The 21,903-nt window shown below is 63.1% G+C and carries 24 protein-coding genes; 8 read left to right on the forward strand and 16 right to left on the reverse strand.

What is annotated here, in order from left to right; all coding sequences use genetic code 11:
• Positions 1 to 85 precede the first annotated feature (85 nt).
• Positions 86 to 898: a mechanosensitive ion channel family protein gene (locus PW947_RS08330; RefSeq protein ID WP_299630788.1), complete on the forward strand. Its 813-nt coding sequence runs from the start codon at positions 86 to 88 to the stop codon at positions 896 to 898.
• Between the two features lie 108 nt (positions 899 to 1,006).
• On the opposite strand, the gene PW947_RS08335 is transcribed toward PW947_RS08330, so the two are convergent.
• The 8 genes from PW947_RS08335 to andR form a co-directional block, all read right to left on the reverse strand.
• Positions 1,007 to 2,479, reverse strand: a complete 1,473-nt coding sequence (locus tag PW947_RS08335; protein WP_299630790.1) for an aldehyde dehydrogenase family protein — start codon at positions 2,477 to 2,479, stop codon at positions 1,007 to 1,009.
• A 64-nt stretch (positions 2,480 to 2,543) separates the two neighbouring features.
• Positions 2,544 to 3,767 (reverse strand): dienelactone hydrolase family protein, encoded by a 1,224-nt coding sequence (locus tag PW947_RS08340; RefSeq protein WP_299630791.1) that lies wholly within the window; start codon positions 3,765 to 3,767, stop codon positions 2,544 to 2,546.
• A gap of 50 nt (positions 3,768 to 3,817) precedes the next feature.
• Positions 3,818 to 4,642 carry an SDR family oxidoreductase gene (locus PW947_RS08345; protein ID WP_299630793.1) on the reverse strand — a complete coding sequence of 275 codons (825 nt, stop codon included), beginning with the start codon at positions 4,640 to 4,642 and terminating at the stop codon, positions 3,818 to 3,820.
• Positions 4,639 to 5,280: an isochorismatase family cysteine hydrolase gene (locus tag PW947_RS08350; RefSeq protein ID WP_299630794.1), complete on the reverse strand. Its 642-nt coding sequence runs from the start codon at positions 5,278 to 5,280 to the stop codon at positions 4,639 to 4,641. The genes PW947_RS08345 and PW947_RS08350 overlap by 4 nt, the downstream gene beginning before the upstream one ends.
• Positions 5,280 to 5,813, reverse strand: coding sequence for an aromatic-ring-hydroxylating dioxygenase subunit beta (locus tag PW947_RS08355; protein ID WP_299630795.1), 534 nt, complete (start codon positions 5,811 to 5,813; stop codon positions 5,280 to 5,282). The genes PW947_RS08350 and PW947_RS08355 overlap by 1 nt, the downstream gene beginning before the upstream one ends.
• Entirely contained in the window at positions 5,813 to 7,138 is a 1,326-nt protein-coding gene (locus PW947_RS08360) for an aromatic ring-hydroxylating dioxygenase subunit alpha (RefSeq protein WP_299630796.1), read from the reverse strand. Before PW947_RS08360 ends, PW947_RS08355 begins: the two co-directional genes overlap by 1 nt.
• Before the next feature lie 25 nt (positions 7,139 to 7,163).
• A complete protein-coding gene (locus PW947_RS08365) occupies positions 7,164 to 8,114 on the reverse strand; it encodes a PDR/VanB family oxidoreductase (RefSeq protein ID WP_299630798.1) in 951 nt (316 codons plus the stop codon).
• Positions 8,115 to 8,391: 277 nt separating this feature from the next.
• The gene (gene andR / locus PW947_RS08370; protein WP_299630799.1) at positions 8,392 to 9,375 is read right to left on the reverse strand and encodes an anthranilate 1,2-dioxygenase regulatory protein AndR; all 984 of its coding nucleotides are present in this window, start codon (positions 9,373 to 9,375) and stop codon (positions 8,392 to 8,394) included.
• A 318-nt stretch (positions 9,376 to 9,693) separates the two neighbouring features.
• Between andR and PW947_RS08375 the strand changes: the two genes are divergently transcribed.
• From PW947_RS08375 to PW947_RS08385, 3 genes are all read left to right on the forward strand, one after another.
• Entirely contained in the window at positions 9,694 to 10,935 is a 1,242-nt protein-coding gene (locus PW947_RS08375) for an MFS transporter (protein ID WP_299630800.1), read from the forward strand.
• A gap of 60 nt (positions 10,936 to 10,995) precedes the next feature.
• The gene (locus PW947_RS08380; RefSeq protein WP_299630801.1) at positions 10,996 to 12,081 is read left to right on the forward strand and encodes a porin; all 1,086 of its coding nucleotides are present in this window, start codon (positions 10,996 to 10,998) and stop codon (positions 12,079 to 12,081) included.
• 193 nt (positions 12,082 to 12,274) lie between these two features.
• Positions 12,275 to 12,712, forward strand: coding sequence for a PRC-barrel domain-containing protein (locus PW947_RS08385; RefSeq protein ID WP_299630803.1), 438 nt, complete (start codon positions 12,275 to 12,277; stop codon positions 12,710 to 12,712).
• Between the two features lie 94 nt (positions 12,713 to 12,806).
• On the opposite strand, the gene PW947_RS08390 is transcribed toward PW947_RS08385, so the two are convergent.
• The 8 genes from PW947_RS08390 to PW947_RS08425 form a co-directional block, all read right to left on the reverse strand.
• Positions 12,807 to 13,100: an antibiotic biosynthesis monooxygenase family protein gene (locus PW947_RS08390; RefSeq protein ID WP_299630804.1), complete on the reverse strand. Its 294-nt coding sequence runs from the start codon at positions 13,098 to 13,100 to the stop codon at positions 12,807 to 12,809.
• Positions 13,101 to 13,199: 99 nt separating this feature from the next.
• Positions 13,200 to 13,721 carry an XRE family transcriptional regulator gene (locus PW947_RS08395; protein WP_299630921.1) on the reverse strand — a complete coding sequence of 174 codons (522 nt, stop codon included), beginning with the start codon at positions 13,719 to 13,721 and terminating at the stop codon, positions 13,200 to 13,202.
• Between the two features lie 157 nt (positions 13,722 to 13,878).
• On the reverse strand, positions 13,879 to 14,574 hold the full coding sequence (locus tag PW947_RS08400; RefSeq protein WP_299630806.1) for an urea carboxylase-associated family protein: 696 nt from the start codon (positions 14,572 to 14,574) through the stop codon (positions 13,879 to 13,881).
• Between the two features lie 13 nt (positions 14,575 to 14,587).
• Complete coding sequence (locus PW947_RS08405; protein WP_299630808.1) at positions 14,588 to 15,865, reverse strand: M20 family metallo-hydrolase; 1,278 nt, start codon at positions 15,863 to 15,865, stop codon at positions 14,588 to 14,590.
• On the reverse strand, positions 15,862 to 16,746 hold the full coding sequence (locus tag PW947_RS08410) for an amino acid ABC transporter ATP-binding protein (RefSeq protein WP_299630810.1): 885 nt from the start codon (positions 16,744 to 16,746) through the stop codon (positions 15,862 to 15,864). Before PW947_RS08410 ends, PW947_RS08405 begins: the two co-directional genes overlap by 4 nt.
• A complete protein-coding gene (locus tag PW947_RS08415) occupies positions 16,743 to 17,396 on the reverse strand; it encodes an amino acid ABC transporter permease (protein ID WP_299630812.1) in 654 nt (217 codons plus the stop codon). The genes PW947_RS08410 and PW947_RS08415 overlap by 4 nt, the downstream gene beginning before the upstream one ends.
• Before the next feature lie 21 nt (positions 17,397 to 17,417).
• Positions 17,418 to 18,080 (reverse strand): amino acid ABC transporter permease, encoded by a 663-nt coding sequence (locus PW947_RS08420; RefSeq protein WP_299630813.1) that lies wholly within the window; start codon positions 18,078 to 18,080, stop codon positions 17,418 to 17,420.
• 35 nt (positions 18,081 to 18,115) lie between these two features.
• Positions 18,116 to 18,973 carry a transporter substrate-binding domain-containing protein gene (locus tag PW947_RS08425; RefSeq protein ID WP_299630815.1) on the reverse strand — a complete coding sequence of 286 codons (858 nt, stop codon included), beginning with the start codon at positions 18,971 to 18,973 and terminating at the stop codon, positions 18,116 to 18,118.
• A 367-nt stretch (positions 18,974 to 19,340) separates the two neighbouring features.
• Between PW947_RS08425 and PW947_RS08430 the strand changes: the two genes are divergently transcribed.
• From PW947_RS08430 to PW947_RS08445, 4 genes are read left to right on the forward strand one after another with little or no spacing between them, the layout of a single operon-like run.
• Positions 19,341 to 19,712 carry a GFA family protein gene (locus PW947_RS08430; RefSeq protein WP_299630817.1) on the forward strand — a complete coding sequence of 124 codons (372 nt, stop codon included), beginning with the start codon at positions 19,341 to 19,343 and terminating at the stop codon, positions 19,710 to 19,712.
• A complete protein-coding gene (locus PW947_RS08435) occupies positions 19,709 to 19,831 on the forward strand; it encodes a hypothetical protein (RefSeq protein WP_299630818.1) in 123 nt (40 codons plus the stop codon). Before PW947_RS08430 ends, PW947_RS08435 begins: the two co-directional genes overlap by 4 nt.
• Positions 19,832 to 19,838: 7 nt before the next feature.
• The gene (locus PW947_RS08440) at positions 19,839 to 20,579 is read left to right on the forward strand and encodes a response regulator (RefSeq protein WP_299630819.1); all 741 of its coding nucleotides are present in this window, start codon (positions 19,839 to 19,841) and stop codon (positions 20,577 to 20,579) included.
• The gene (locus tag PW947_RS08445; RefSeq protein ID WP_299630820.1) at positions 20,576 to 21,895 is read left to right on the forward strand and encodes a HAMP domain-containing sensor histidine kinase; all 1,320 of its coding nucleotides are present in this window, start codon (positions 20,576 to 20,578) and stop codon (positions 21,893 to 21,895) included. Before PW947_RS08440 ends, PW947_RS08445 begins: the two co-directional genes overlap by 4 nt.
• Positions 21,896 to 21,903: the final 8 nt, after the last annotated feature.

Here is a 21,903-nt window from a genome sequence, read left to right on the forward strand (position 1 = left end):
TTGCGTCCGGTTGTGAATTCATCATTGCTGTCGTTAGCTGAATCGAAACAATCACTCCAACTCAAACGACTCACGCGAGGGCATCGTGGATCTCGAAACCGTCCGCGTATTTCTGATGACCCGAGGCATCGACCTCGGCACGAAGGTGATCGGCGCGATCGTGCTGTGGATCGTCGGCCGGTGGTTGATCGGGTTGATCATCGGCCTGTTGCGCAAGGTGTTGTCGCGCAATGGCAAGGTCGATCCCACGCTTGCGCACTATCTCGGCTCGATACTCGGCGCACTGCTGAACCTGCTGCTGATCCTCGCGATCCTGCAGGTGTTTGGCGTACAGACGACGTCGTTCGCGGCGCTGCTGGCGGGTCTCGGACTCGCGATCGGAACCGCGTGGGGCGGCTTGCTCGCGCACTTCGCTGCGGGCATCTTCATGCAGGTGTTGCGCCCGTTCAAGGTCGGCGATTACGTATCGGCGGGTGGTGTGACCGGCACGGTTCAGGAATTGGGATTGTTCGGCACGACGATCATCACGCCGGACAACGTGACGACGATCGTCGGCAACAACAAGATCTTCTCCGATACGATTTCGAACTACAGCGCACTGCCGGTGCGGCGCGTCGAGCTGACCGCGAAGATCGCCAACGGTGTCGATCCAACCGACGCGATGAACCGCTTGCGCGCGGCCGTCACGCAGATTCCGAACGTCGCGGAAACGCCTGCGCCGGACATCGAAGTCCTGTCGTTTACGCCGGAAGGTCCGCTACTATGCGTGCGGCCTTATTCGCATACCGACCACTACTGGCAAGTGTATTTCGACACCAATCGCGCGATCATTCAAACCTTCAGGGACGCGGGATATCCGACACCGGAAACGCCGCTTGCGCCGCGCGTCGTGACGTAGCTTAAGGTGACGCACAACGGGAACTTCACGTTCCCGTTGTGTTTTCAGCTTAAGGCTTTGGCGATGGAGGCTACCTGTCTGAACGTAGCCGACCGCCGCGCTCAACCGTTAGAACGGAAACTGCCGCTGTCCCATCTGCACGGTGATCCACTTCAGTTCGGTCATTTCTTCCATCGAGTACCGTCCGCCTTCGCGTCCGCTGCCGCTCATCTTCGTGCCGCCGAACGGCACGTGCGCCTCATCGGACACGGTCGTGTCGTTGATATGCACCATGCCCGCCTCGATGCGCAGCGCGAGATCGAACGCTTTTTGCAGGTCGTTCGTGATGACGCCCGACGACAGCCCATACGACGTGTCGTTGGCTACGTGCAGCGCTTCTTCCGAATCTTCGACGCGAATCAGCGACGTCACCGGCCCGAAGCTTTCTTCGTCGTAAATTTTCATCGCCGATGTGACGTCGGCCAGCACGGTCGGCTCGTAGAAATTGTCGCGATGCGTGCCGCCCATCAGCAGACGCGCGCCTTTCGCAACCGCATCCTCGACCTGGCTGTCGATCACGCCGCATTGCGAACGACGGATCAGCGGTCCGATCACCGTTTTCGGGTCGCGCGGATCGCCGACCTGATACGTTTTCGCGCGTGCAATGAACGCCTCCGCGAACGCATCGTAGACCGGCGCTTCGACGATGATCCGCGAATTTGCCATGCACACCTGGCCCTGGTGGAAGAAGATGCCGAAACACGCGGCACGCACCGCGTAGTCGAGATCGGCGTCGCGCAACACGATCAACGGATTCTTGCCGCCGAGTTCCAGCGTGACCTTCTTCATGTGCTTCGCGGCTTCGACGGCGAGGTAACGGCCCACGCGTGTCGATCCGGTGAAGGTCAGCATGCGCACGCGCGGATCGGTCAACAGCACGTCGCCGACTTCGCTGGCCGGGCCGGGCACCACGTTCAGCACGCCGGCGGGCAGGCCGCCACGCTCGAACAGTTCAGCGATCTTCAGACCGGTCACCGGCGTCTCTTCCGACGGCTTCAGCACGAAGGTATTGCCCGCGGCGATCGCCAGCACGACCTTCTTCATCGCGAGCCAGAACGGCGCATTGAACGGCGCAATACCGGCGATCACGCCGAGCGGACGACGCAGCGTGAAGCCGAGTTGCCCTTGCATGCTATGCGGCAAGGTTTCGCCGAACACATGCCGCGCGTCGCCCGCCGCGCTGCGCAACAGATCGATCCCGCTCATCACTTCGAACATCGCTTTCGGATAGGTCGAGCCGGATTCCTCGATCAGCACGTCGCGCACATCGTCGGCCATCGCGGCCAGCGCGTCCGCGCACGCGAGCAGGATGTCGGCACGCTTCGACACGACCATATTGGCCCACATGTCTTTCGCGCGGTGCGCGGCATCGACCGCCCGCATCGCGTCGGCGCGGGTCGCCTGATGCACGTCGGCGAACTGCTCGCCGGTGGCCGGGTTGTAGTCGGGAAGGGTCTGACCGTCGGACCCGGCGACCCACTGGCCGTCGATAAACAGTTTGCCTTCGCGAACGACGCGCGCGGCGGCGAGATCGGTTGTCATGGTGATGCGACTCCTGAAAGGATAGGTCGTTTGAAGTGCGGAAGGGTCGTGCGGTGGTACTGCGTCAAGCCGGCGCGCTGTCTTTCCAGCGTGCCATCAACGTGTTCGACGGCATCTTTTCATCCATCAGCTTGCGTGCGGCCTCGATACCCGAAACCGGCAGGCCGGTCGGATCGAGCAGGCCGATCTGCGTGAGTACGCTCGCCTGATCCCAGTAGATGTGCTCGTTGTAGAGCTTCGGTCCGCGAAATCCGACTACCACCAGCATCGGGATTTCGACGTACTTGCCGGTCGGCGCGACACCGGGCAACAGCCAGTCGATTTCGCAATCGTGCGTGAAGCACAGGATGAATTCATCGACCATCCGGTCCACGCCGACCACGCGCGAGATCGGCACCATCTTCGTGTCGGCGGGATTGTTGTGGATGAAATGGTTCGTGTAGAAGCGCTTGAGTTCGGTGTAGCCGGTGCCGCCCGTCATCGTCGGGACGTGGTTAACGTAGGGCTGCGGCACCATCGTTTGCATCGTCGCTTCGGGGTCGCGCGCGGCGAATTCGAGGTAGAAGTGATGGTCGGCCAGCGCACTCAGATCGTAGTCCGGGCCCATCGTCTTGCGGAAAATATCGAGGCTGCGCGTATGCGCGGGCATCGCGGCGGTCTTGACGAAGGTCGGGCCGCTGCGATTGAACGCGTGACCGGCATCCGGGTACACGTAGAGCTTCACGCTCGGCTTGCCCGCGAGCGCGGTCTTGATCGCTTCGACCGCTTCGGGCGGATTCATCGGATCGGTTTCGCCGAAGTGCAACGCGATGGGACACGTGATCTTCGCCGCGAGTTCGAGCGCGTCCTGAATGCCGACGCCGTAATAACCGACCGCGCAATCCACACCGCATTCCGCCGCTGCCAGATACGCGAGCTTGCCGCCCAGACAGAAGCCGAGTGCGCCTACTTTGCCGGTCGATTCCGGCATCGAGCGCGCGTATTGAACCGTTGCGCGAATATCGTCGAGCGCGCGCGCGACATCGAAACGCTGGTAGTAGTCGAATGCGCGTGCGTGATCCGCTTCGGTATAACCGAGCTCGATGTTCGGTTCGAACTGATGGAACAGGTCCGGCGCAAGCACGACGTAACCTTCGCTCGCGTAGAGGTCGGCGACCTCGCGCATCTCCGCGTTGACGCCGAAAATCTCCTGCAACAACACGACGACTGGGCCGCTGCCCGATTCCGGCAACGCGAGATACGCATCGAATGCCGATCCGTTCGACGTGATCTTGATCTGCTTCGACATGAGGATTTCCTTCGTGGATCGAAAGTGGAAAATGTGGGGAATGCCGTGTATCAGTCGGCCTGGCCGATGCGGCTGAACCAGTCGCGCGGCGACACGCCCTGGTCGGGTCCGAGAATCGAAAAGCCGCCGTCGACCGGAATATCGACGCCGGTAATCCATGATGCATCGGCGGAACACAGGAACGCGACGACCTGCGCAATCTCATGGCCGCGTCCGACCCGCCCAAGCGGATGCAACGCATGGCCGACGCGATCCGCGGCCTCGATCGAGCCGTGTGCAAGCTGTTCGAGCGAAGGCGACCACGTCCACGCGGGCGACACCGTGACCGCGCGGATGCCGTCGGGCGCAAGCGTGACGGCGAGGTTGCGGGTGAACTGCTGCAACGCTGCCTTGGACGCCGGATACAGCGCGCGACCGGCCGCGCCGAACTTGCCGCCGGTGCTGCCCAGATTGACGATCACGCCGCCACGGGCCAGATGCGGCGCGGCTTTCTGCGCGAAGATCGCGGCGGAAACCAGATTCACGTTCAGCAGATGCGCCCACTGCTCGCGCGTCGATGCAAGACCGGAATCCGCATAGGTGCAGGCGTTGTTGACCAGAAAGTCGATGCGGCCGAAGTGCTCCAGCGTTGCGTCGATCACGTGGTCGATCTGCGCGTCGTCGGTGATATCGGTTTCGATGAATCGGGCCGCGTCGCCGAGCGAGTCCGCAACGTCGCGGCCCGCTTTTGCGTCGAGTCCGAGCGTCATCACGCACGCGCCAGCCGCAACGAGACCTCTCGCGATGTCCGCGCCGAGTCCCTGCGTACTGCCGCTGACAATCGCGACCTTGCCGGCGAGGCGGCCATGTAGACGCGTGGAATGGGGCGTGCTCATCGTTGGATCTCCCGTTGCGCGAGTGCGGTATCGACCGTCGCGATGTCCGCCAGCAAACGCATGCTGTCGAGCGACGCAGCGTGGATGGCCGGATCGGCGGCGGCGCATGCGTCGGCGGCAACCGTGACTTCGTAGCCGAGATCGACTGCATGACGCACAGTCATTTCCACCACCGAATGCGTCGCCACGCCGGCCACGATCAGATGACGCACGCCGAGCTTCATCAGGATCTGTTCGAGCGGTGTGCCGATAAATGCACTGGTCCGCTGATGCCGGATCACCAGTTCGTTGGCGCGTGTTTCGTCGGGCTGAAGCGCATCGTAAAACGCAGCGCCCCACGTGTTTTCCTGCACGGCGCCGAGTTCGGCCGTCTTGCGGAAAATCCAGCAGTTCTGCACCAGATCCGCATAGTCGGGACGAAACGCGATACGCACGTGGATCAACGGCAACGCGGCGTGCCGGGCGCCCGCGATCAGCTTCGCCGCAGCCGCGATCACGCGGTCGCGCGCCGGGTCGGACGCGGACAGGCCGACGCGAATCTTGCCGTCCGGATGCAGCACGTCGTTCTGATAATGCAGCGCAAGCACGGCAGTGCGCTGCAACGGGAGCAATGAAGTAGACGCGGGCGACGTGGGCATCACACGAACACTTCCAGGTTCGCGAACACGTCGGCGGCGTTGATCAGATCGACGCGCTTCAGATAGATTTGCCAACCGCCCGATTCCTGCGCGACCAGTTTGTGCGTCGTGAGGCCGGCGAGCTGGCGCTGACCGTTGCGCCATTCCGCAAGCATGAAGGTCGAATGGACGATCAGGCGGCCGGCATCATCGGTGCCGTCGATCATCACATTGCCGATCACGCGCGCGGTGCGCGTCGCCGGTTGCTGCGACCAGTTGCGCGGATTCGTGATGCGTCGCACGCGCACTTCGCGCAACGTCGCGTCTTCCCAGAACAGCGAAATATGGTCGCGCGTGCTGGTTTGACCCGGCTCGTGCGGCATCCAGTACATACCGTCCGGCGTCCATAGATCGAGCCAGCCGTCGAATGCGCGAGTGTCGAGCAGGCGCGCCTCGCGAAACAGAAACTGCTCGACATCGACGCGCAACGCGTCGGTGACGCGAACCGGACGGGCAACCTCGGTGGAGAGATCGAAGCGAGTGTCGAACAGCATCAGCGCGCTCCTTGTTCAGCGACGGTTTCGTTGAGCATGAAGCGCTTCCACGCCGCGAACTGATTGCGCATCGGCAACTCGCTGGTGCCGTTGATCGACACCATGCCGTTTTCGACGGCGAGATCGGTGCCTGCATAACGGTGCATGCTGATCCAGTCGCCGCCGTTGGTCATGTTGCCTTCCTGGCAACGCGCATAGACTTCGACATCGTCCGGCATCACGTTCGACGACGGCGAATTGATGACGTTCGCGTAGGTCATCGCGCGTTCGAAGACGGATTCGGGCGCACCTTTGAGCTTGAACAGCTGGATTTCGACCAGCGTGCGATCCACCGACAACGGACGGATCACGCGGAATTGCTGGAACACCGTGTGCGGCGAACCACTGCCGTAAATCACCGTGTTATGGCGGTTCATGCCGAGAATTTCGCGCGCACGCGTCTCGCCGTACGCTTCGGTCAATGCGGCGAAATGCGCGCTCGACACTGGATCGCGTTCGGCGGCGGCCGGATCGAAAATGCCTTCCATATAGCCGTGGCCGTTCTCATACGCGCGCAATTCGAGCTTCTCCCAGAACTCGTAGGGTTCGCCGTTGCCTTCCATGATCAACAGTTCGAACGGCAGCGAGCCTTCCGCCTCGGCTTGCGAGCGCGCGGACACCACCGACGATTCATGCGTGACGGGCGCGTGCATCGTGTCGTGCAGGTTCTCGTAGAACACTTTCCAGTTCGAGCGTTGCAGGACGCGGAATACGCCGCCGGCCACTTCGATTTCGCCGACCGGCGAGCGGTCGCACAGGTTGTCGATCGACGATGCGACGCCGTTCAGGAACGTCTCCAGCGTTTGTCCTTCCGCCGACTGGCTGGCGAACACGAAACCGCGATACACGCCGACGCGTGCCACTTTGCGCATCGAAAAATCCGGATGTTTCGGATCGAAACAGGTGTTTTGCAAGCCGTTTTTCAGCGGCGCGGACAGATGTGTGCCGTCGAGTTTGAAGGTCCATGCGTGATACGGGCAGCGAAAGAACTTGCCGGTCGTGCCGTCGCCGTCGGGAACGACTTTCGCGCCTTTGTGCGGGCAGCGGTTGTACACGACGTGAATCTGGCCGTCGCTGGCGCGCACCATCACGACGTCCTGATCGCCGAGACGGGTCGTGTGATAGTCGCCGGGGTTTTTCACCTGGCTTTCGTGGCCGACGTAAATCCACGCCTGGCCATAGATGCGCTTCATTTCGAGCTCGAAAATCTGCGGGTCGGTGTAGACGCTTTTATGCACGCTGTCCGGACGCACCAGGCTCGCGAGGGTCTCGTTGGTAAGGCTCATTCGGCTTCCTTGAACGGGGGATGTTTTATAGGTCGAGCACGAGTCGCGACGAGTTCGCGCGCGACACGCACGGACAAAAGTCGCCGCGCGCGCGGTCCTGACCCGACAGACAGATATCGCGGTGATCCGGCGTGCCGTCGATCACCTGAGTCGTGCAGACGCCGCAATCGCCGCGTCGGCAGTCGTAGAGCGGATCGAGTCCCGCATCGATCATCGCGTCGAGAATGGTCTTGTCGGCGGCGACGTTCAGCGTCACGTTGCTCGCTTTCAGCACGACTTCGAACGCGGTGTCGCCGGTGCTGTCCTGCGCCGCGGCGAACAGTTCGCTATGCACCTGCGCGTCCGGCCAGCCGAGCGTCTTCGCTTGCGCAAGCACGGCTTCGATCAGCGGACGCGGACCGCACACGTACAGATGACGACCGTCCTGCGGCGCGCCGATCGTGTCGGCGAGCGGCATGCCGTTGCGCGGATCGCCGCCGTCGAGCCAGCAGGTCGCGGCGGGCATCGTCAGCACGTCGTCGCGATACGCCATCGACACCGCTTCGCGCGCCGCGTAGTGAAGCGCATACGCGGTCCCTGCGGCATCGAGCGCGCGGGCCATCGCGAGAATCGGCGTGATGCCGATACCGCCCGCGATCAGCAGCGCGTGCCGGGTGGCGGCGTCGAGCGGAAAATCGTTGCGCGGCACGCTGACGTCCAGCTCCGCGCCGGTTTCGAGCCGATGCACCCAGCGCGAGCCGCCGCTGCTCGCCGCTTCCAGTTGCACGGCGATTTCGTAGTGATCGGTGTGATCGGGTGCGTTGACGAGCGAATACGCGCGACGTTGCGTGCGGCCGTCGATCGGTACCTGCAGGCCGATATGCGCACCCGCGCTGAAAGCGGGAAGCGGCGCGCCGTCGGCGGGGACGAGCAGCAAACGCCGTATGGTCGGCGTCAAGGCGTCGATACGCCCAACGCGCATGCGCAGCGTTGTCATCCGGGAAACTCCTTTGATTGCATTGCGGGTCAGTCGAATCGACTGTAAGACAGCGTTTTTTTGGCCTATAGCCGTTGATCGCAGCCGTTATCCAGAATGCGCAGGTTTGTCGCGGAGCGCGGTGCGTCGGGCGCGCACGCCGACGCGCGCCGGGCGGCGCGGCGTCGGCGGAAGCGTTTTGAAAGGGGCGGGAGAATGCGCGGAGACGCGCCGCGATCCATGCAAAAAGCGTGCGGATCGGGCAGAAAGAAGGTTCGGGCGAAAACGCCCGGGCGGCCTACACGCCGCGTTGACGCGACGCGCGCAGCGTATCGGACGGCGCTTCGCCGAACTTCTCGCGATAGGCGTTCGCGAAACGGCCGAGATTGACGAAGCCGCAGCTCAGCGCGATATCCGCGACGCGATCGGTGTCGCTCGCGCGCATCAGCATTTCGCGCGAACGCTCGATGCGCGCTTCACGGACCAGTTGCATCGGGCTGACATCGCGAAACCGCCGGAAGCTGTGCAGCAGCGTGCGCACCGGCACGCCCGCGGCTTCGGCGATGTCCGACAGCGTCAGCGGTTCGCACGCGTGCTCGCTGATATAGGTCTCGGCGCGGCGCACCGTGCGCGGCAGCAGCACCGCCGACTGCGCGCGCTCCTGACTGTGATGCGGCTGTCCGGCCAGCAGCAGCATCACCAGCAGCCGTTCGATCTCGACCGCGACGCGCCGGTCGCGCTGCGCCAGCGCCACCGTTTCCGGCGACGACGTCAGCCACTGCAATTGCGAGAGCCACGGCGCAAGTTCCGGCCGTGACAGGTCGATGGTCGGCTCCATCTGAAGATGCTCGAAGCCCGAGTGCGCGAGGATGGCCTGCTTGTCGACGCGCACGAAAAACTGCTCGCAATCGCCCGAAAACGTGCCGCCGAAGCGGGTCGACGGTCCGACCACGACGCCTTGCGATTGCCCGATGATGGTGCGCCGCGAGCCGACCGACACGTCCGCGTAGCCGCTCAGACTCAGGATCACGAGGTAGTAATCCTCGATCTCGCCCGCTTCGACGCTCATCGCGCCCGCGTAACCGAGCGAGCCGAACGCGAGGTTTTCGAGCCGCACGTAATTCATGTAAGCCGAATGACCGGGCTGCGCCGGGCCCGGCGTCAGCCGGTGCGGTTGCAGCACGGTCGCGATGCGCTGGCGGGTGTCGTCGACATCCGTGGATTCGAAATAGCGGTACTTCCGAAGGGCCGTCGGCGCGATCTGTAAGGAGACTGGCAGCATCAGATGGGCACTCGTCAACAGGTTGCGGGGAGCGAGGCGTGGGCAAATTTACGGTCTTTTGCGCAACTGTCCCGATGATGACTATCACTTTACCTTTTTGTGATCCAGGTCAAAAAACGGGACTTTGACCGATTGCAGGCGCTTGCCAGAAGTGGCCATGTTTTTTTGCGCTACTGCGCGTAGTGGATAGATCGGGAATTTCGGCCCCCAAAGAATCCGCTTGCCCTGACGCGATGACACAGAACCAAGGCGGCGGGGCAGGTCGGCCGGACTCCGGTCATTTCCTCACGCTCCCCCTTGCGAGTCACTCCTATGGACATGGTCCAATCTCCTTCGCTCGTGCAGCAGAGACTGCGCGGCTGGCAGGCGTTCGCGCTGCTGCTCGGCGTGCTCGGCGAGCTCTTTCTTGCCGGCGACTGGTACGGTTTCGCCGCCGTGATGCCGTTCGTGATGAAGTCGTTGACGTTGACGCCCGGCGAAGCCGGTTTCGCACAAGGCGCATTCGCGATCACGTACGCGGTCGGCATGGTGGTGTGGTCGCCGCTTGGCCGCAAATGGCCGGCGCGCACGCTGTTCGCGGTCGGCCTGATCGGCGCGGGCGTCGCGATGGTGTTGCAGGCGAGCGTGCAGTCGTACGCCGCGTTGATCGCGATGCGACTCGTGATCGGTTTTTTCGACGCGGCCGTCTGGGTCGGCACGATGAAGCTGATCGTCGGCTGGTTTCCCGTCAAACGTCACGGTCTGACGATGAGCGTGCTGCTCGCCGCGTTCAGCCTCGCGATCACGCTCGACTTCGCGATCGGCATTCCGGTGTCGGCCACTTACGGCTGGCGCGTGTTCTTCGAATGGATGGGCGTGGCCACGTGTGTGGTCGGTCTGTTCGGCGCGCTGACGATCAAGGGCAGTCCGCGCGATCTCGGCATCCGCGATTTCCAGTGGGACGATCATGCGTCCACGCCCGACCACGCTGCGGCGCAATCGGCGCAATCGTCGTGGTCGGTGTTGCGCTCGAAATGGGTGTACGTCGGCGGTCTTGCGATTTTCGGCGACATGTTCGCGATTTCCGCCGTGACCACGTGGGTCGTGCCCGCGTTCATCGAGATCCAGCAGATGCCGGTTGCGTCGGCGGCGGTGATCGGCACCGCGATGGGACTCGCGCAAGTGATCGTGCTGCTGATCGGCGGCTGGCTGTCCGACAGGATGGCGCGCACCACGATGCTGAAGGTCGGCGCCGCGTTCTGCGTGGTGTCCGCGCTGAGCTTCGTCGGCGCGACGCTGACGCATCTGGGCTGGCCGGCAATGCTTGCGATCGCGGCCTTCAGCGGCGTCGTCGTGTTGAGCGGCGGCGCGATCTTCAGCCTCGTCAGCGAGAAATACGGCGAGTCGCTGGCCGCGACGGCCATTGGTTTCGCGGAGCTCGGCGGCATTGTCTCGACCTTCGTGGCGCCTGCGTTGATGGGCGCGGTGATCGGCGCGACGCACTCGTTCACGCTCGCTTTCACCTTATTCGCCGCCGTCGAGATTGCGATTCTCGCGGTGCTCGCATTCGTCGCGCGTTGAGCGCGCAGTGTCACGTTTCCCCATTCCTGTGAATACCCAATCCGCCACCTGGAGATTTCAATGAAGAAACTGCTTTTGAGCGCGCTGTGCGCGGCGTGCTGGACAACGGCCGCGCATGCGCAAAGCTCGGTCACGTTATACGGTCTGCTCGATGTCGGCGTGACCGCGCTGTCCAATCAGAGCGGTCATCGCAACATCGTGATGGACACGGGCGTGCTGGTGCCGAACCTGTTCGGATTGCGCGGCACGGAAGACCTCGGCGGCGGCGTCAAGGCGATCTTCGACCTCGAAGGTCAGTTCGAAATGGCGACCGGCGCGTCGATCGGCAATCTGTTCGGGCGTCAGGCGTGGGTCGGACTCGACAGCGATCGTCTGGGCACGCTGACCGCAGGCAACCAGTACGACTTCATGTTCACGTCGTTGTCGGCGAAACGGCTTGGACCGGAAATGCCGTTCGTGTCGTTGACGAATCTGCGGCAAGGTCCGTTCGACGCGCTCGGCAAACCGCTCGCGCCTAGCGGCGATTTCGACTTCGACCGCACGGCGGGCGCGCAGCGCGTGTCGAATTCGGTCAAGTATCAGTCGCCGGTCATCGACGGTCTGTCGTTCGGCGGCATGTACGGATTCGGCAATCAGGCGGGCGCATTCGGCAACCAGAGCGCGTATAGCTTCGGCGCGGATTATCAGCAGAGCACGTTCTCGATCGACGCTGCGTACACGATGGTCAAATACGCGGCGATCAACAACGGCAACGACGGCATCCGCAACTTCGGTGTCGGCGGACGGATCGCGGTGCTCAAGGGCTGGGCCGACGTGCTGTACACGAATACGCACAACACGTTCACGGGCGCTGCGATCAACGCATTCGAAATCGGCGGTACGTATCCGCTGATGGTAAATACGACGCTTGCACTGGCTTACGAGTACATGAAGGGTAACGACGTGCTCGAAAACAACAAGGCGCACCAGGTGAACCTGACGCTCGACTACACGTTGTCGAAAACCACCGATGTCTACATTAGCGCCGCATACCAGCACGCGAGCGGCGACGGCAACACGGCGACCGCGTGGATTCTCGACACCGCAGGTCCGTCGTCGAGCGGCAACCAGACGGCATTGCGTGTCGGCATGCGGCACTTCTTCTAGGCTTTAGCGCGATGTCATGGGCATGGCTTTAGCGCTTGAGACCGCGTGAGCCATGCACCTTTCGCGTGCGAATCGCCCGTGTGCGTTTTCTTATATGTATTTTTCAGGACTTTTAAGAGCGAATCCGGCGACACTGTTCGTGGCTGCATCGCGTTGTGCGGGCGGCCACGCACTCAACTTCCGGAGATCGAGCGTGAAAGCAAAATGGGCACTCGCATTGGCAACGGCATCACTGATGGGCATCGCGTGCCAGCAGGCAAACGCGCAAGTCGCCGGCGCACAGACGCTGGGCGTGACTGTCGAAGAGTCGGTATTGATCGTCAACGGCTGGAGCGTGAAGAAGGGCTTGCTCGGCAAGCCGGTCTATAACGACGAAGGTCAGAAGGTGGGCATTCTGCACGACATCATCATTTCGCCGGACAACTCCGCGTCGTTCGCGGTCGTGGCCGCGCATCAGTTTCTGGGCGTATCGCAACACGACGTTGCCGTGCCGATGAGCCAGCTCGACTACACGAGCGGCAAACTGGTTTGGGCCGGTGCAACGCGCGATGCGGTCAAGGCCACGCCGAAATTCGAATACTCGCATGTGCGCGCCACGCCGGTCGCACGCAAGGATTTCGGTCACCACTAAGTTTGGGTCGTGCGAAAGCACGTGTGCCGAAGCGCCGGTTTCTAACCGGCGCTTCGTCTTTTCATGCGTGAATCAAGCGCTTCGAGTGCTTACCTTACTTGACCGCGAGTTCGGTGTGAACCACTTCGGGCGGCTTCTGGAAATACGGGCCGACCAGACGACGCCATTCCTGGAAGTCGTCGGATTCGCGAAAGCGCACCATGTGGTCTTCGACCGTATTCCACTGGACGACCAGCACGTAGCGCGTCGGATATTCGACCACGCGTTGCAACTCGACACCCGTGCAACCATGCGCGCGATGGAACAGCGGAAGCGCCTGCTTGACGCCCGCTTCGAACTCGGCTTCCTTGCCGGGAATCACTTCGAGATATGCGTTTTCGAGTACCACGGTGCTCTCCTGTAAGAAGTGCCCAAGAGCATACCCCAGTGCGAACGAGTCGGCTTGCGGGATGCCGCGAGCCGAAGCGGGAAGCCTCGCGCAAGCTTACTAGAAGGTGGGCGGCGTGTTGATCCACAGCACGCGCGTAACGACTTTGCCGGGATTGCGGTAACTGTGCGGCACGCTGCTGGGAAAGTAGAACGAATCGCCGGGTAGCAGCAGATAGCGTTCGGCGTCGAGTGTGAGCTCGAGTTCGCCTTCGATCACATAACCCAGCTCTTCGCCGACGTGCGAAATCTGCTCGTCGCTGCTCGAAAGCGGTTCGATCACGTGAATATCGCCTTGCAGCAACTGTCCGGGCGCGGGCACGACGACCCGTTCCAGTACGATCGATCCGCGCTTGCCCGCAGTCGGAAAGCTGACCGACGGCCGCTCGTTCGCGCGTTGCACGGGCGACGTGTTGATATCCGGCCCGGACACCAGCGCCGCGATGTTGGTGGACAGCGCCAGCGCGAGCCGGTGCAGCGTGGCGAGCGAAGGCGTAGCGTGACCGCCTTCCACTTTCGACAGCAGGCTTTCCGAGCAGCCTGCCTGCTCGGCGAGCGCCTTCAGCGTGAGTTGACGCACCATCCGCGCGTGTTTGAGCCGCACGCCGAGCGAATCGCCCGGCGTGGCGTGCGACGGCGCGGCGGCAGTGCCGGAAGGGGTGCGGCCGCGGCCGCTGCCCGTGGGGGAGGTCGATTTTCTGGTTGCCACCGTAGCACTATCGGAAAGGTTGAGAGAGCGGTTACGCCATCACCGTGAATTCGACTTCGAGCGGGTTCAATGCGTTGATCGGAATGATATCTTGCGGACACGCCGACATCACCACGACGCAATCCATCACCGCCTTGATATCCACGTGATCGCCGGCTTTCGACACCGGCGGCAGCCAGTCGATCGAGTAATCGGACTTGATCGGAATGTTCATCCACAGGTTGAACGGTTGCGGCACTTCGCGCGCACGCAGGCCGATCGCCTTCAGCGCGAGACGCATGTTGTCCGCGCAATTGTCGTGGTAACCCTCTACACCGAGGTTCTTGTAGCGGTACAGGTCGCACGCGGCGATCATCGTATCGTGCACGCCCGGCGACGTATCGGCCACCAGTTCAGCGATCGGGCGGCGATGGTTCGTCACCAGCGGGTCGCCCGGTTGCGGAATCACCTTGTCGATAAACGCGCGGGTATGTTCGAACGACAGGAACTCGTTCAGATGTTCGGCGTTGAAAATCCACGTGTCGCAAACCTGCGTGCCGTGCGGATTCGCAATCCGGATCGTCTGTCCGGCCTTGACGCGCACCGCGCGGCCGCAGCGTGCGGGCACCGTATACGTCTTGCCCAGTTCGGGCGAGCCGTCCGCGGAGATCGGTTCGTTCAAGGTCGCGTTCAGGCCGGTTTCGGTGCCGTTGTCGTGCGTATGGTCGTGTGCGTGAATGGTGCTCATCGTGACTCCTTCATCAAGGTTCGTTGCAAAGCGTGGCGAGGCAATGCGCGAGTGCGCGTGTGCCTAGCACGAGGTGATCGTCGTCGGTGTGTTCGAGCGGGTTGTGGCTGATGCCGTCCCGGCTCGGTACGAACAGCATCGCGGTCGGGCAGTGTTGGGCCAGATACATCGCGTCGTGAAATGCGCCCGAAGTCAGCGTCAACGTAGGCGCTTCCAGCGCGTCGGCGGCTTCGCCGAGTCGCGTCAGAAGGGCAGCATCGAAGCCGACCGGCTCATGGGAAAACAGGGCTTCCAGCATCACGTCGGGGCGTGCCGCGCATTGCGCGATCTGCTGGTCGAACGCGGCCAGCACCGCTTCGTCCGGATGCCGGAAATCGACGGTGAACGTGACCGACGATGCAATCGTGTTGATTGAATTCGGCACCACGCTCCAGCGTCCGAACGTGACGCGGGTGTCGTGCTGGCCCAATGCTTTCGCGAACGCGTCGATATCGGCGCGCACGTCGATCGCGAGGGTCATCGCATCGCGGCGAGCAGGCATCGGCGTGGTGCCCGCATGCGCGGCGACGCCGGTGCAGGTCACGGCGTACCAGCGCACGCCCTGAATCCCGCTGACGATGCCCAGCGGCCTGCCGGCGATTTCGAGCTGCGGACCTTGTTCGATATGCAGTTCGATAAACGCATGAGCGGCCTGTGTTTCATTGCGCGTCGCGAGCGATGGAAACGCATCCGAATGCGCGCTCAACGCATCGGCGAGCGTGACGCCCGACGCGTCGCTGACCGCGCGATACCGGTCGATCAGCGCGGGTTCGACGAACGCGCTCGATCCCATCGCGCCGGGTTGAAAGCGCGTGCCTTCTTCGTTGGTCCAGACCACCACGTCGAGCGGACGACGGGTGCGAATTCCCGCGTCGTTGAGCGCTTCGATACATTCGAGACCGGCCAGCACGCCGTAGCAGCCGTCGAGTTTGCCGCCGCTCGGTTGCGTGTCGGCGTGACTGCCGGTCATCACGGGCGGCAGATCTTCGGTGCCCGCGCACCGGATGAACAGGTTCGCGCAGTGATCGGTGGTGACGGTGCAGCCGAGTGCGTGCGCACGTTCGATCAGATAGCGGCGTGCGTCGAGATCGCGTCCGGACAACGCAGGGCGATCGACACCGCCGTCGTCGCGTGCGCCGAAACGGGCGAGCGCCGCGATCGCGTGCAGCAGACGCGCGGGATCGACGTGAGCCGCGGCCTGCGTGGCCGTGACGCGCAGCGCGCCGTGATCTTTTTGTTCCTGTTGCGTCATGCGATTCCCCGCGTGGATGCCGCGACCGGATCGGCTTGCGGTGCTTTTGCAGCGGTCGTGGCGGCGTTGGCAGCGTCGGATGAAGAGGCGAGTCCCGGCGACAGGCTGCGGTCGAACCACGGCTTCAGAAACTGTTGCAGACGCGGCGTGCGCGTATTGCCGAACAGTTGCGCGGGCGGTCCCGCCTCGACGATTTTTCCGGCTTCCATAAACACCACCTTGTCCGAAATCTTCGCGGCGAAACTCATTTCGTGCGTGACCATCACCATCGTCATGCCGTCCTGCGCGAGCGAGCGGATCACGCTCAGCACTTCTTCGACCAGTTCGGGATCGAGCGCGGAGGTGGGTTCGTCGAGCAGCATCACTTCGGGTTCGATTGCGAGTGCGCGCGCAATCCCGACCCGCTGCTGTTGACCGCCGCTCAAACGGGCCGGATACGCATCGGCCTTGTGTTCGAGGCCGACGCGCTGCAACGCGGTGAGCGCCTTGCGGCGCGCTTCGTCCTTGCCGATTTTCTTCGACAGCACCAGCGGCGCGGCGACGTTCGCGAGCACCGTCATATGCGGCCACAGGTTGAACTGCTGGAACACCATCGCGACCGGGCGGCGCACGTCGGCGATGCTCGCGTCGCTGTCGCGATCGCGTTCGGTGCGGCCGTTCGAGCGATAGCCGAGAAGCTGGCCTTTGATCCAGACTTCGCCTTCGTCGTACGCTTCGAGAAAATTCATGCAGCGCAGCGCGGTGGTCTTGCCGGAGCCGGACGGACCGATCAGCGTGACGATCTCGCCGCGCATCACGTCGAGGTCGATGCCTTTGAGCACGCGGGTCGCGCCGTAAGACTTGCCGACCGCCTTGAGTTGAAGAATGGGGAGTGCGCTCATGACGTCTTCTGCAAAAAGGGAATCAACGCGGTGGCGCGTGCGGCGACCAGCGCGACAGCTTGGGTCAGCAGCCAGTAGCAGACGATCAGCATCGCGTACGGGCCGATATACGTGTACGTGGACGCAACGATGTCGCTCGCGGTCATCGTGAGTTCGGGTACGGTGATGATCGATGCGACCGCGCTTTCCTTGATCACGAGGATCACCTGATTGGCCAGCAGTGGCACTGCGAAGGCGAGGGCTTGCGGCAGTTCGATCGCGCGGAACGCGGCCCAACGGCCGATGCCGAATGCGCGCGCCGCTTCGATCTGTCCGTGCGGAATGCTCGACCAGCCGGCGCGGAAAATTTCCGCGAAATACGCGGCGGCGTAAATGGACAGCGACACCACAGTGGCTTGCACGGCGGTCATCGTCAGTCCGAGCACCGGCAGTCCGAAATAGACGATCACCAGTTGCGACAGATACGGCATGCCGCGCACCAGCCACACGTAGGTTTTGTACGGAACGGTCAGCGCGTTGCTAAAGCGCATCCGCAGCGCGTTGAGTACGAAGCCGCCGATCATGCCGAGCAACGCGGCAAGCAGGCTGACTTCGAGCGTCACGAGCATTGCAGCGGCAAAGCGCGGGACCAGAGAGAGAAATGCGTTCATAGGAGTCGGCCTTGTCCCGGATCAGATTCGCTTCGCGAGACGCCGCTCGTAGCCATATGCGGCGAGCGAAAGCAGCGTCGTGATCGCCAGATAGAACAGCGCGGCGAGCGTATAGACTTCGAGCGGCCGGTAACTGGACGACGACAGTTGCTGGCCGACGCGCATCAGATCCGTCACCGCGATCACGGAAATCACCGCCGACGCCTTCACGATATCGATCATCTCGGACACCAGCGCAGGCAACGTCACCGCCACCACCTGCGGCACTTCGATATGCCACAGCGTCTGACGGCGCGTGAGATTGAAGGTGCGCGCCGCTTCGATCTGTCCACGCGGAATCGCGCGGAAACCAGCGCCGAGAATCTGCGATTGATAGGCCGCGGTATTCAGCGACAAGCCGATCGCCGCCGCGAGCACGCCCGGCAGCGTCAGTCCGATCGCGGACGGCACGTAATAGAACACCAGCAGTTGCGCTAGCACTGGTGTGCCGCGAAACACGCTGACGTAGACCCGCGCCGCGCGCGACAGCAACGCGCTGTCGCTGGCCGACATCGTGTAGATGAAAATTCCGGCGAAGAAGCCGCACAGCACGGCGACTGCCGACAGCCACAACGTGGTCAGCGCGCCATCCATCAACTGCGGCAGATAGCCGAGGCAACGGGTCAAAAGATCAGGCGTGTTCATGTCGTCTCGATGATCGGATTACGGGCCGTGCGGCTTTACATCGTCGGCTCGGGCAACGCGTCGGACGGGACGTCCATGGTCGTGCCGAACCACTTCTGCTGAAGCTTCTTCATCGTGCCGTCCTTGTTCGCGCGGGCGATGCCGTCGCTGAACAGCTTGGCGAGCGCCGCGCTGTCGGCGTCCTTGCGGGCGACCCAGGCGAAATAGCTCTTCGGTCCGATGGTTTGCGGCATCACCACGAACACGCCGGGGCGCGCCTTCATCAACGGTCCGAGATTCGCCACCGATTGCGCGACCGCGTCGAGTCGTCCCACTGCGAGATCGGCGTAGGCTTCGTCGAAGGCGACGTATTGCTTGATCTGCTTGAGGCCGGGGCCGCCTGCGTCCTTCAGTTTCTTGTCGAGCGCGACGAGTGCCTGAAGCTGCGCGGAGCCGGTTTGCGAACCGACGATCTTGCCGTTCAGGTCGTCAGGGGATTTGATTGCGGTTTCGTTGGTGCGCAGCAGCACGCCAGTGGTAGCGTCGGCCACGGGCAGCGTGAACGCGAAGTGGCTGGCGCGGTCCTTGTTGACCGTGACGGCGGTGACGACCATGTCGAAACGCTTCGCGTCGAGGCCGGGCAGCAAGCCCTGGAACGGCAGGTCGAGCTGCTTGACCTTGACGTCGGGCAACGACTTCAGCACGTACTGCATCAGGTCTGCGTCGTAGCCGACGATCTTGCCGTTGTCGATGTATTCGAACGGCGCGTAGCGCGCCTCGGTGGCGATCGTGATCTCTTTGCTGGATTTGATGCGGGACAGCAGATCGGTGTTCTGCGCCCAGCCAGGGACCGATGCGCAGAGCGCGAGTGCGCCGGTTAAGGACAGTACCAGAGTGCGGAAAGGCTGATGCATGTTGCTCCCGAGCAGTGCGATGCTGTTAAGAAATTCGTGTGAATTATATTCAAGTGACTTGAATTATCTTCAATATGCATGAAGTGTGCCAGCCGGAAAACACCGTTTTTCCGTGCCCGGCGCGCCGTCGATCTGCACCGTCGAAGGGAATGCGCGGCGTCGGCGCACTCGATGAGTGCCGAAGGCACCGGTGCGGGGACCGGCGTAATGGTCCGAACCGCGCGAGAATCATCCGAATACCGCGCATGTTGAAAGCTTGTGTGTCGGTGACGCGTCTGGATACACTGCGATACACATCGACCGGAGCGTTGCGCGATGATGGCGTCCATTGCGCATCTGCCTGCGCATCCACGTCATGGAGACACGTATGAGCACCGACCTCTTTCACGGTTCCTGCCATTGCGGTGCGGTCAGGTTCCAGGTGCGCACTGCCGTTACGCCGGCCGGCCGTTGCAATTGCAGCCTGTGTCGCCGCAAGGGCGCGTTGATGACGCCGGCGTTCGACGCCGGCGAACTGACCATCACGCAAGGCGAGGATGCGTTGACGCTTTACCAGTTCAACACCCGCGTCGCGAAGCACTATTTCTGCAGGCACTGCGGTATTTATCCGTTTCATCAGACGCGTCGCGACCCGAATCAATGGCGCGTGAATATCGGCTGTCTCGACGGTGTCGATCCCTATGCGCTCGAAGCCAGCGTGGCGGATGGCGCGAGTCTTTCGGTGATGGAGGACGCATGAAACGGCTGATCGCGATCCTCGCGCTGATCGCGGGCGGTATCGCCACGGAATGCGTGTATCCGCTTCAGTGTTCGCTGCTCGCCGGCAGCAGCGTCAATGTGAAACGTCGCAAGCACTAAGGTAGAGATGGACAATCCCGACCACGTATTGATCGTCGACGACGATCGCGGCATTCGCGAACTGCTCGCGGGCTATCTGGAGAAAAACGGCATGCGGGTTTCGCTCGCGTCCAACGGACGTCAGATGCGCGCCGCACTCGATAACGGCGCGCCCGATCTGATCGTGCTGGATCTGATGATGCCCGGCGAAGACGGCCTGACGTTGTGCCGCGAATTGCGCGCGGGCAAGTTTCGCGCGGTGCCGGTGTTGATGCTGACCGCGCGTAACGAAGAAGCGGATCGTATCGTCGGCCTCGAAATGGGCGCCGACGACTATCTGCCCAAACCGTTCGCCGTGCGCGAACTGCTTGCGCGAATCCGCTCGGTGTTGCGGCGCACGCGGATGTTGCCGCCCGGCATGGAGGTCAAGGAATCGGCGGGCATGCTCGTGTTCGGCGACTGGCGGCTCGACACCACCGCGCGCCATCTGCTCGACGCGGAAGGCACGATGGTCGCGCTGAGCGGCGCGGAGTACCGGCTGTTGCGTGTGTTCCTCGATCATCCGCAACGTGTGTTGACGCGCGACCAGTTGCTCAATCTGACCCAGGGCCGGGCCGCCGACGCATTCGACCGCTCGATCGATCTGCTGGTGAGCCGCCTGCGTCAGCGGCTGCGCGATGTCGCGCGCGAACCGCGCTACATCAAGACCTTGCGCAGCGAGGGTTACGTATTTTCGGCGACCGTGACGGAGAGCGAGGATCCGCAATGAATCCGCGCGCGTGGTTGCACTGGCCGCGCACGCTGTTCGCGCGGCTCGCGGTGATTCTGTTCGTCGGGCTGGCGGCGGCGCAGGCGCTGTCGTTCTGGATCACGCTGACCGAGCGCGATCAGACCATGACCAATGTGATGGTCGGGTATATCGAACGCGAAGTCGCCAGTTCGGTTGCGCTGCTCGATCATCTGCCCGCCGGCGAGCGCGCCGCGTGGTTGCCGCGTCTCGCGCGACGCAGTTACGAATTCGTGCTCGGACCCGGCGTGACCGGCACGCCGCCCGACGCGCGTTTGTCGGAGCGGGTCGCGGCATCGATCGCGGACGGCATCGGCGAGCATTACCGTTTGACGGCGAACGCGGTGCCCGGCGACGCCGAACGGGTGCAGGTCCATCTGCAACTGAGCGACGGCACGCCGCTGACCATCGATCTGCGGCCGATGTCCGGCGCGCCCGTCTCGCACTGGTTGCCGTGGGTGCTGGTGTTGCAACTGGCGGTGCTGGCCGGATGTTGCTGGCTGGCCGTGCGGATCGCGACGCGGCCGCTGCATCAGCTGGCCGTCGCCGCCGACACGCTCGGCCCCGATCTGAAAGCCGCGCGTTTGCCGGAAGACGGGCCGTCCGAAGTGACGCGCGCCGCGCGTGCGTTCAACGCGATGCAAGACCGCATTGCGACGTATATGACCGAGCGGATGCAGATTCTCGCCGCGATTTCGCACGACCTGCAAACGCCGATCACGCGAATGCGTCTGCGCGTCGATGTGATGGACGACGACACGCAGGGCGCGAAGCTGCGGCAGGATTTGCAGGAGATGGAGTTGCTCGTGAAGGAGGGCGTCACGTATGCGCGCACCATGCAGGGCTCGACCGAAGCGCCGTGCCGGATCGATCCGGACGCGCTGTTCGACAGTCTGGTGTGCGACTACGTCGATGCAGGGAAGAACGTGTCGTTGCACGGCCATCTGGCTGCGTCGCTGGTCACGCGTCCGCAGGCGTTGCGCCGCATTCTCGGCAACCTGATCGACAACGCGCTGAAATTTGCCGGCGCCGCCGAAATCGCCGTCACGCATTCCGCCAGCGGACTGATGACGGTGTCGGTGCTGGATCGCGGACCAGGCATTCCCGCCGAATCGCTCGATGCGGTTTTCGAGCCGTTTTACCGGCTCGAAAGCTCACGCAACCGCGACACCGGCGGCACCGGACTCGGGCTGGCCATCGCGCGTCAACTCGCGCTGTCGATGGACGCGACGCTGAGCTTGCATCAGCGAGAAGGCGGCGGCCTGGAAGCGCGGTTGACGCTGAAAAACGCAGGCTGACGGTTCGG

This window comes from Paraburkholderia sp. (assembly GCF_028283785.1).
Classification (GTDB): Bacteria; Pseudomonadota; Gammaproteobacteria; order Burkholderiales; family Burkholderiaceae; genus Paraburkholderia.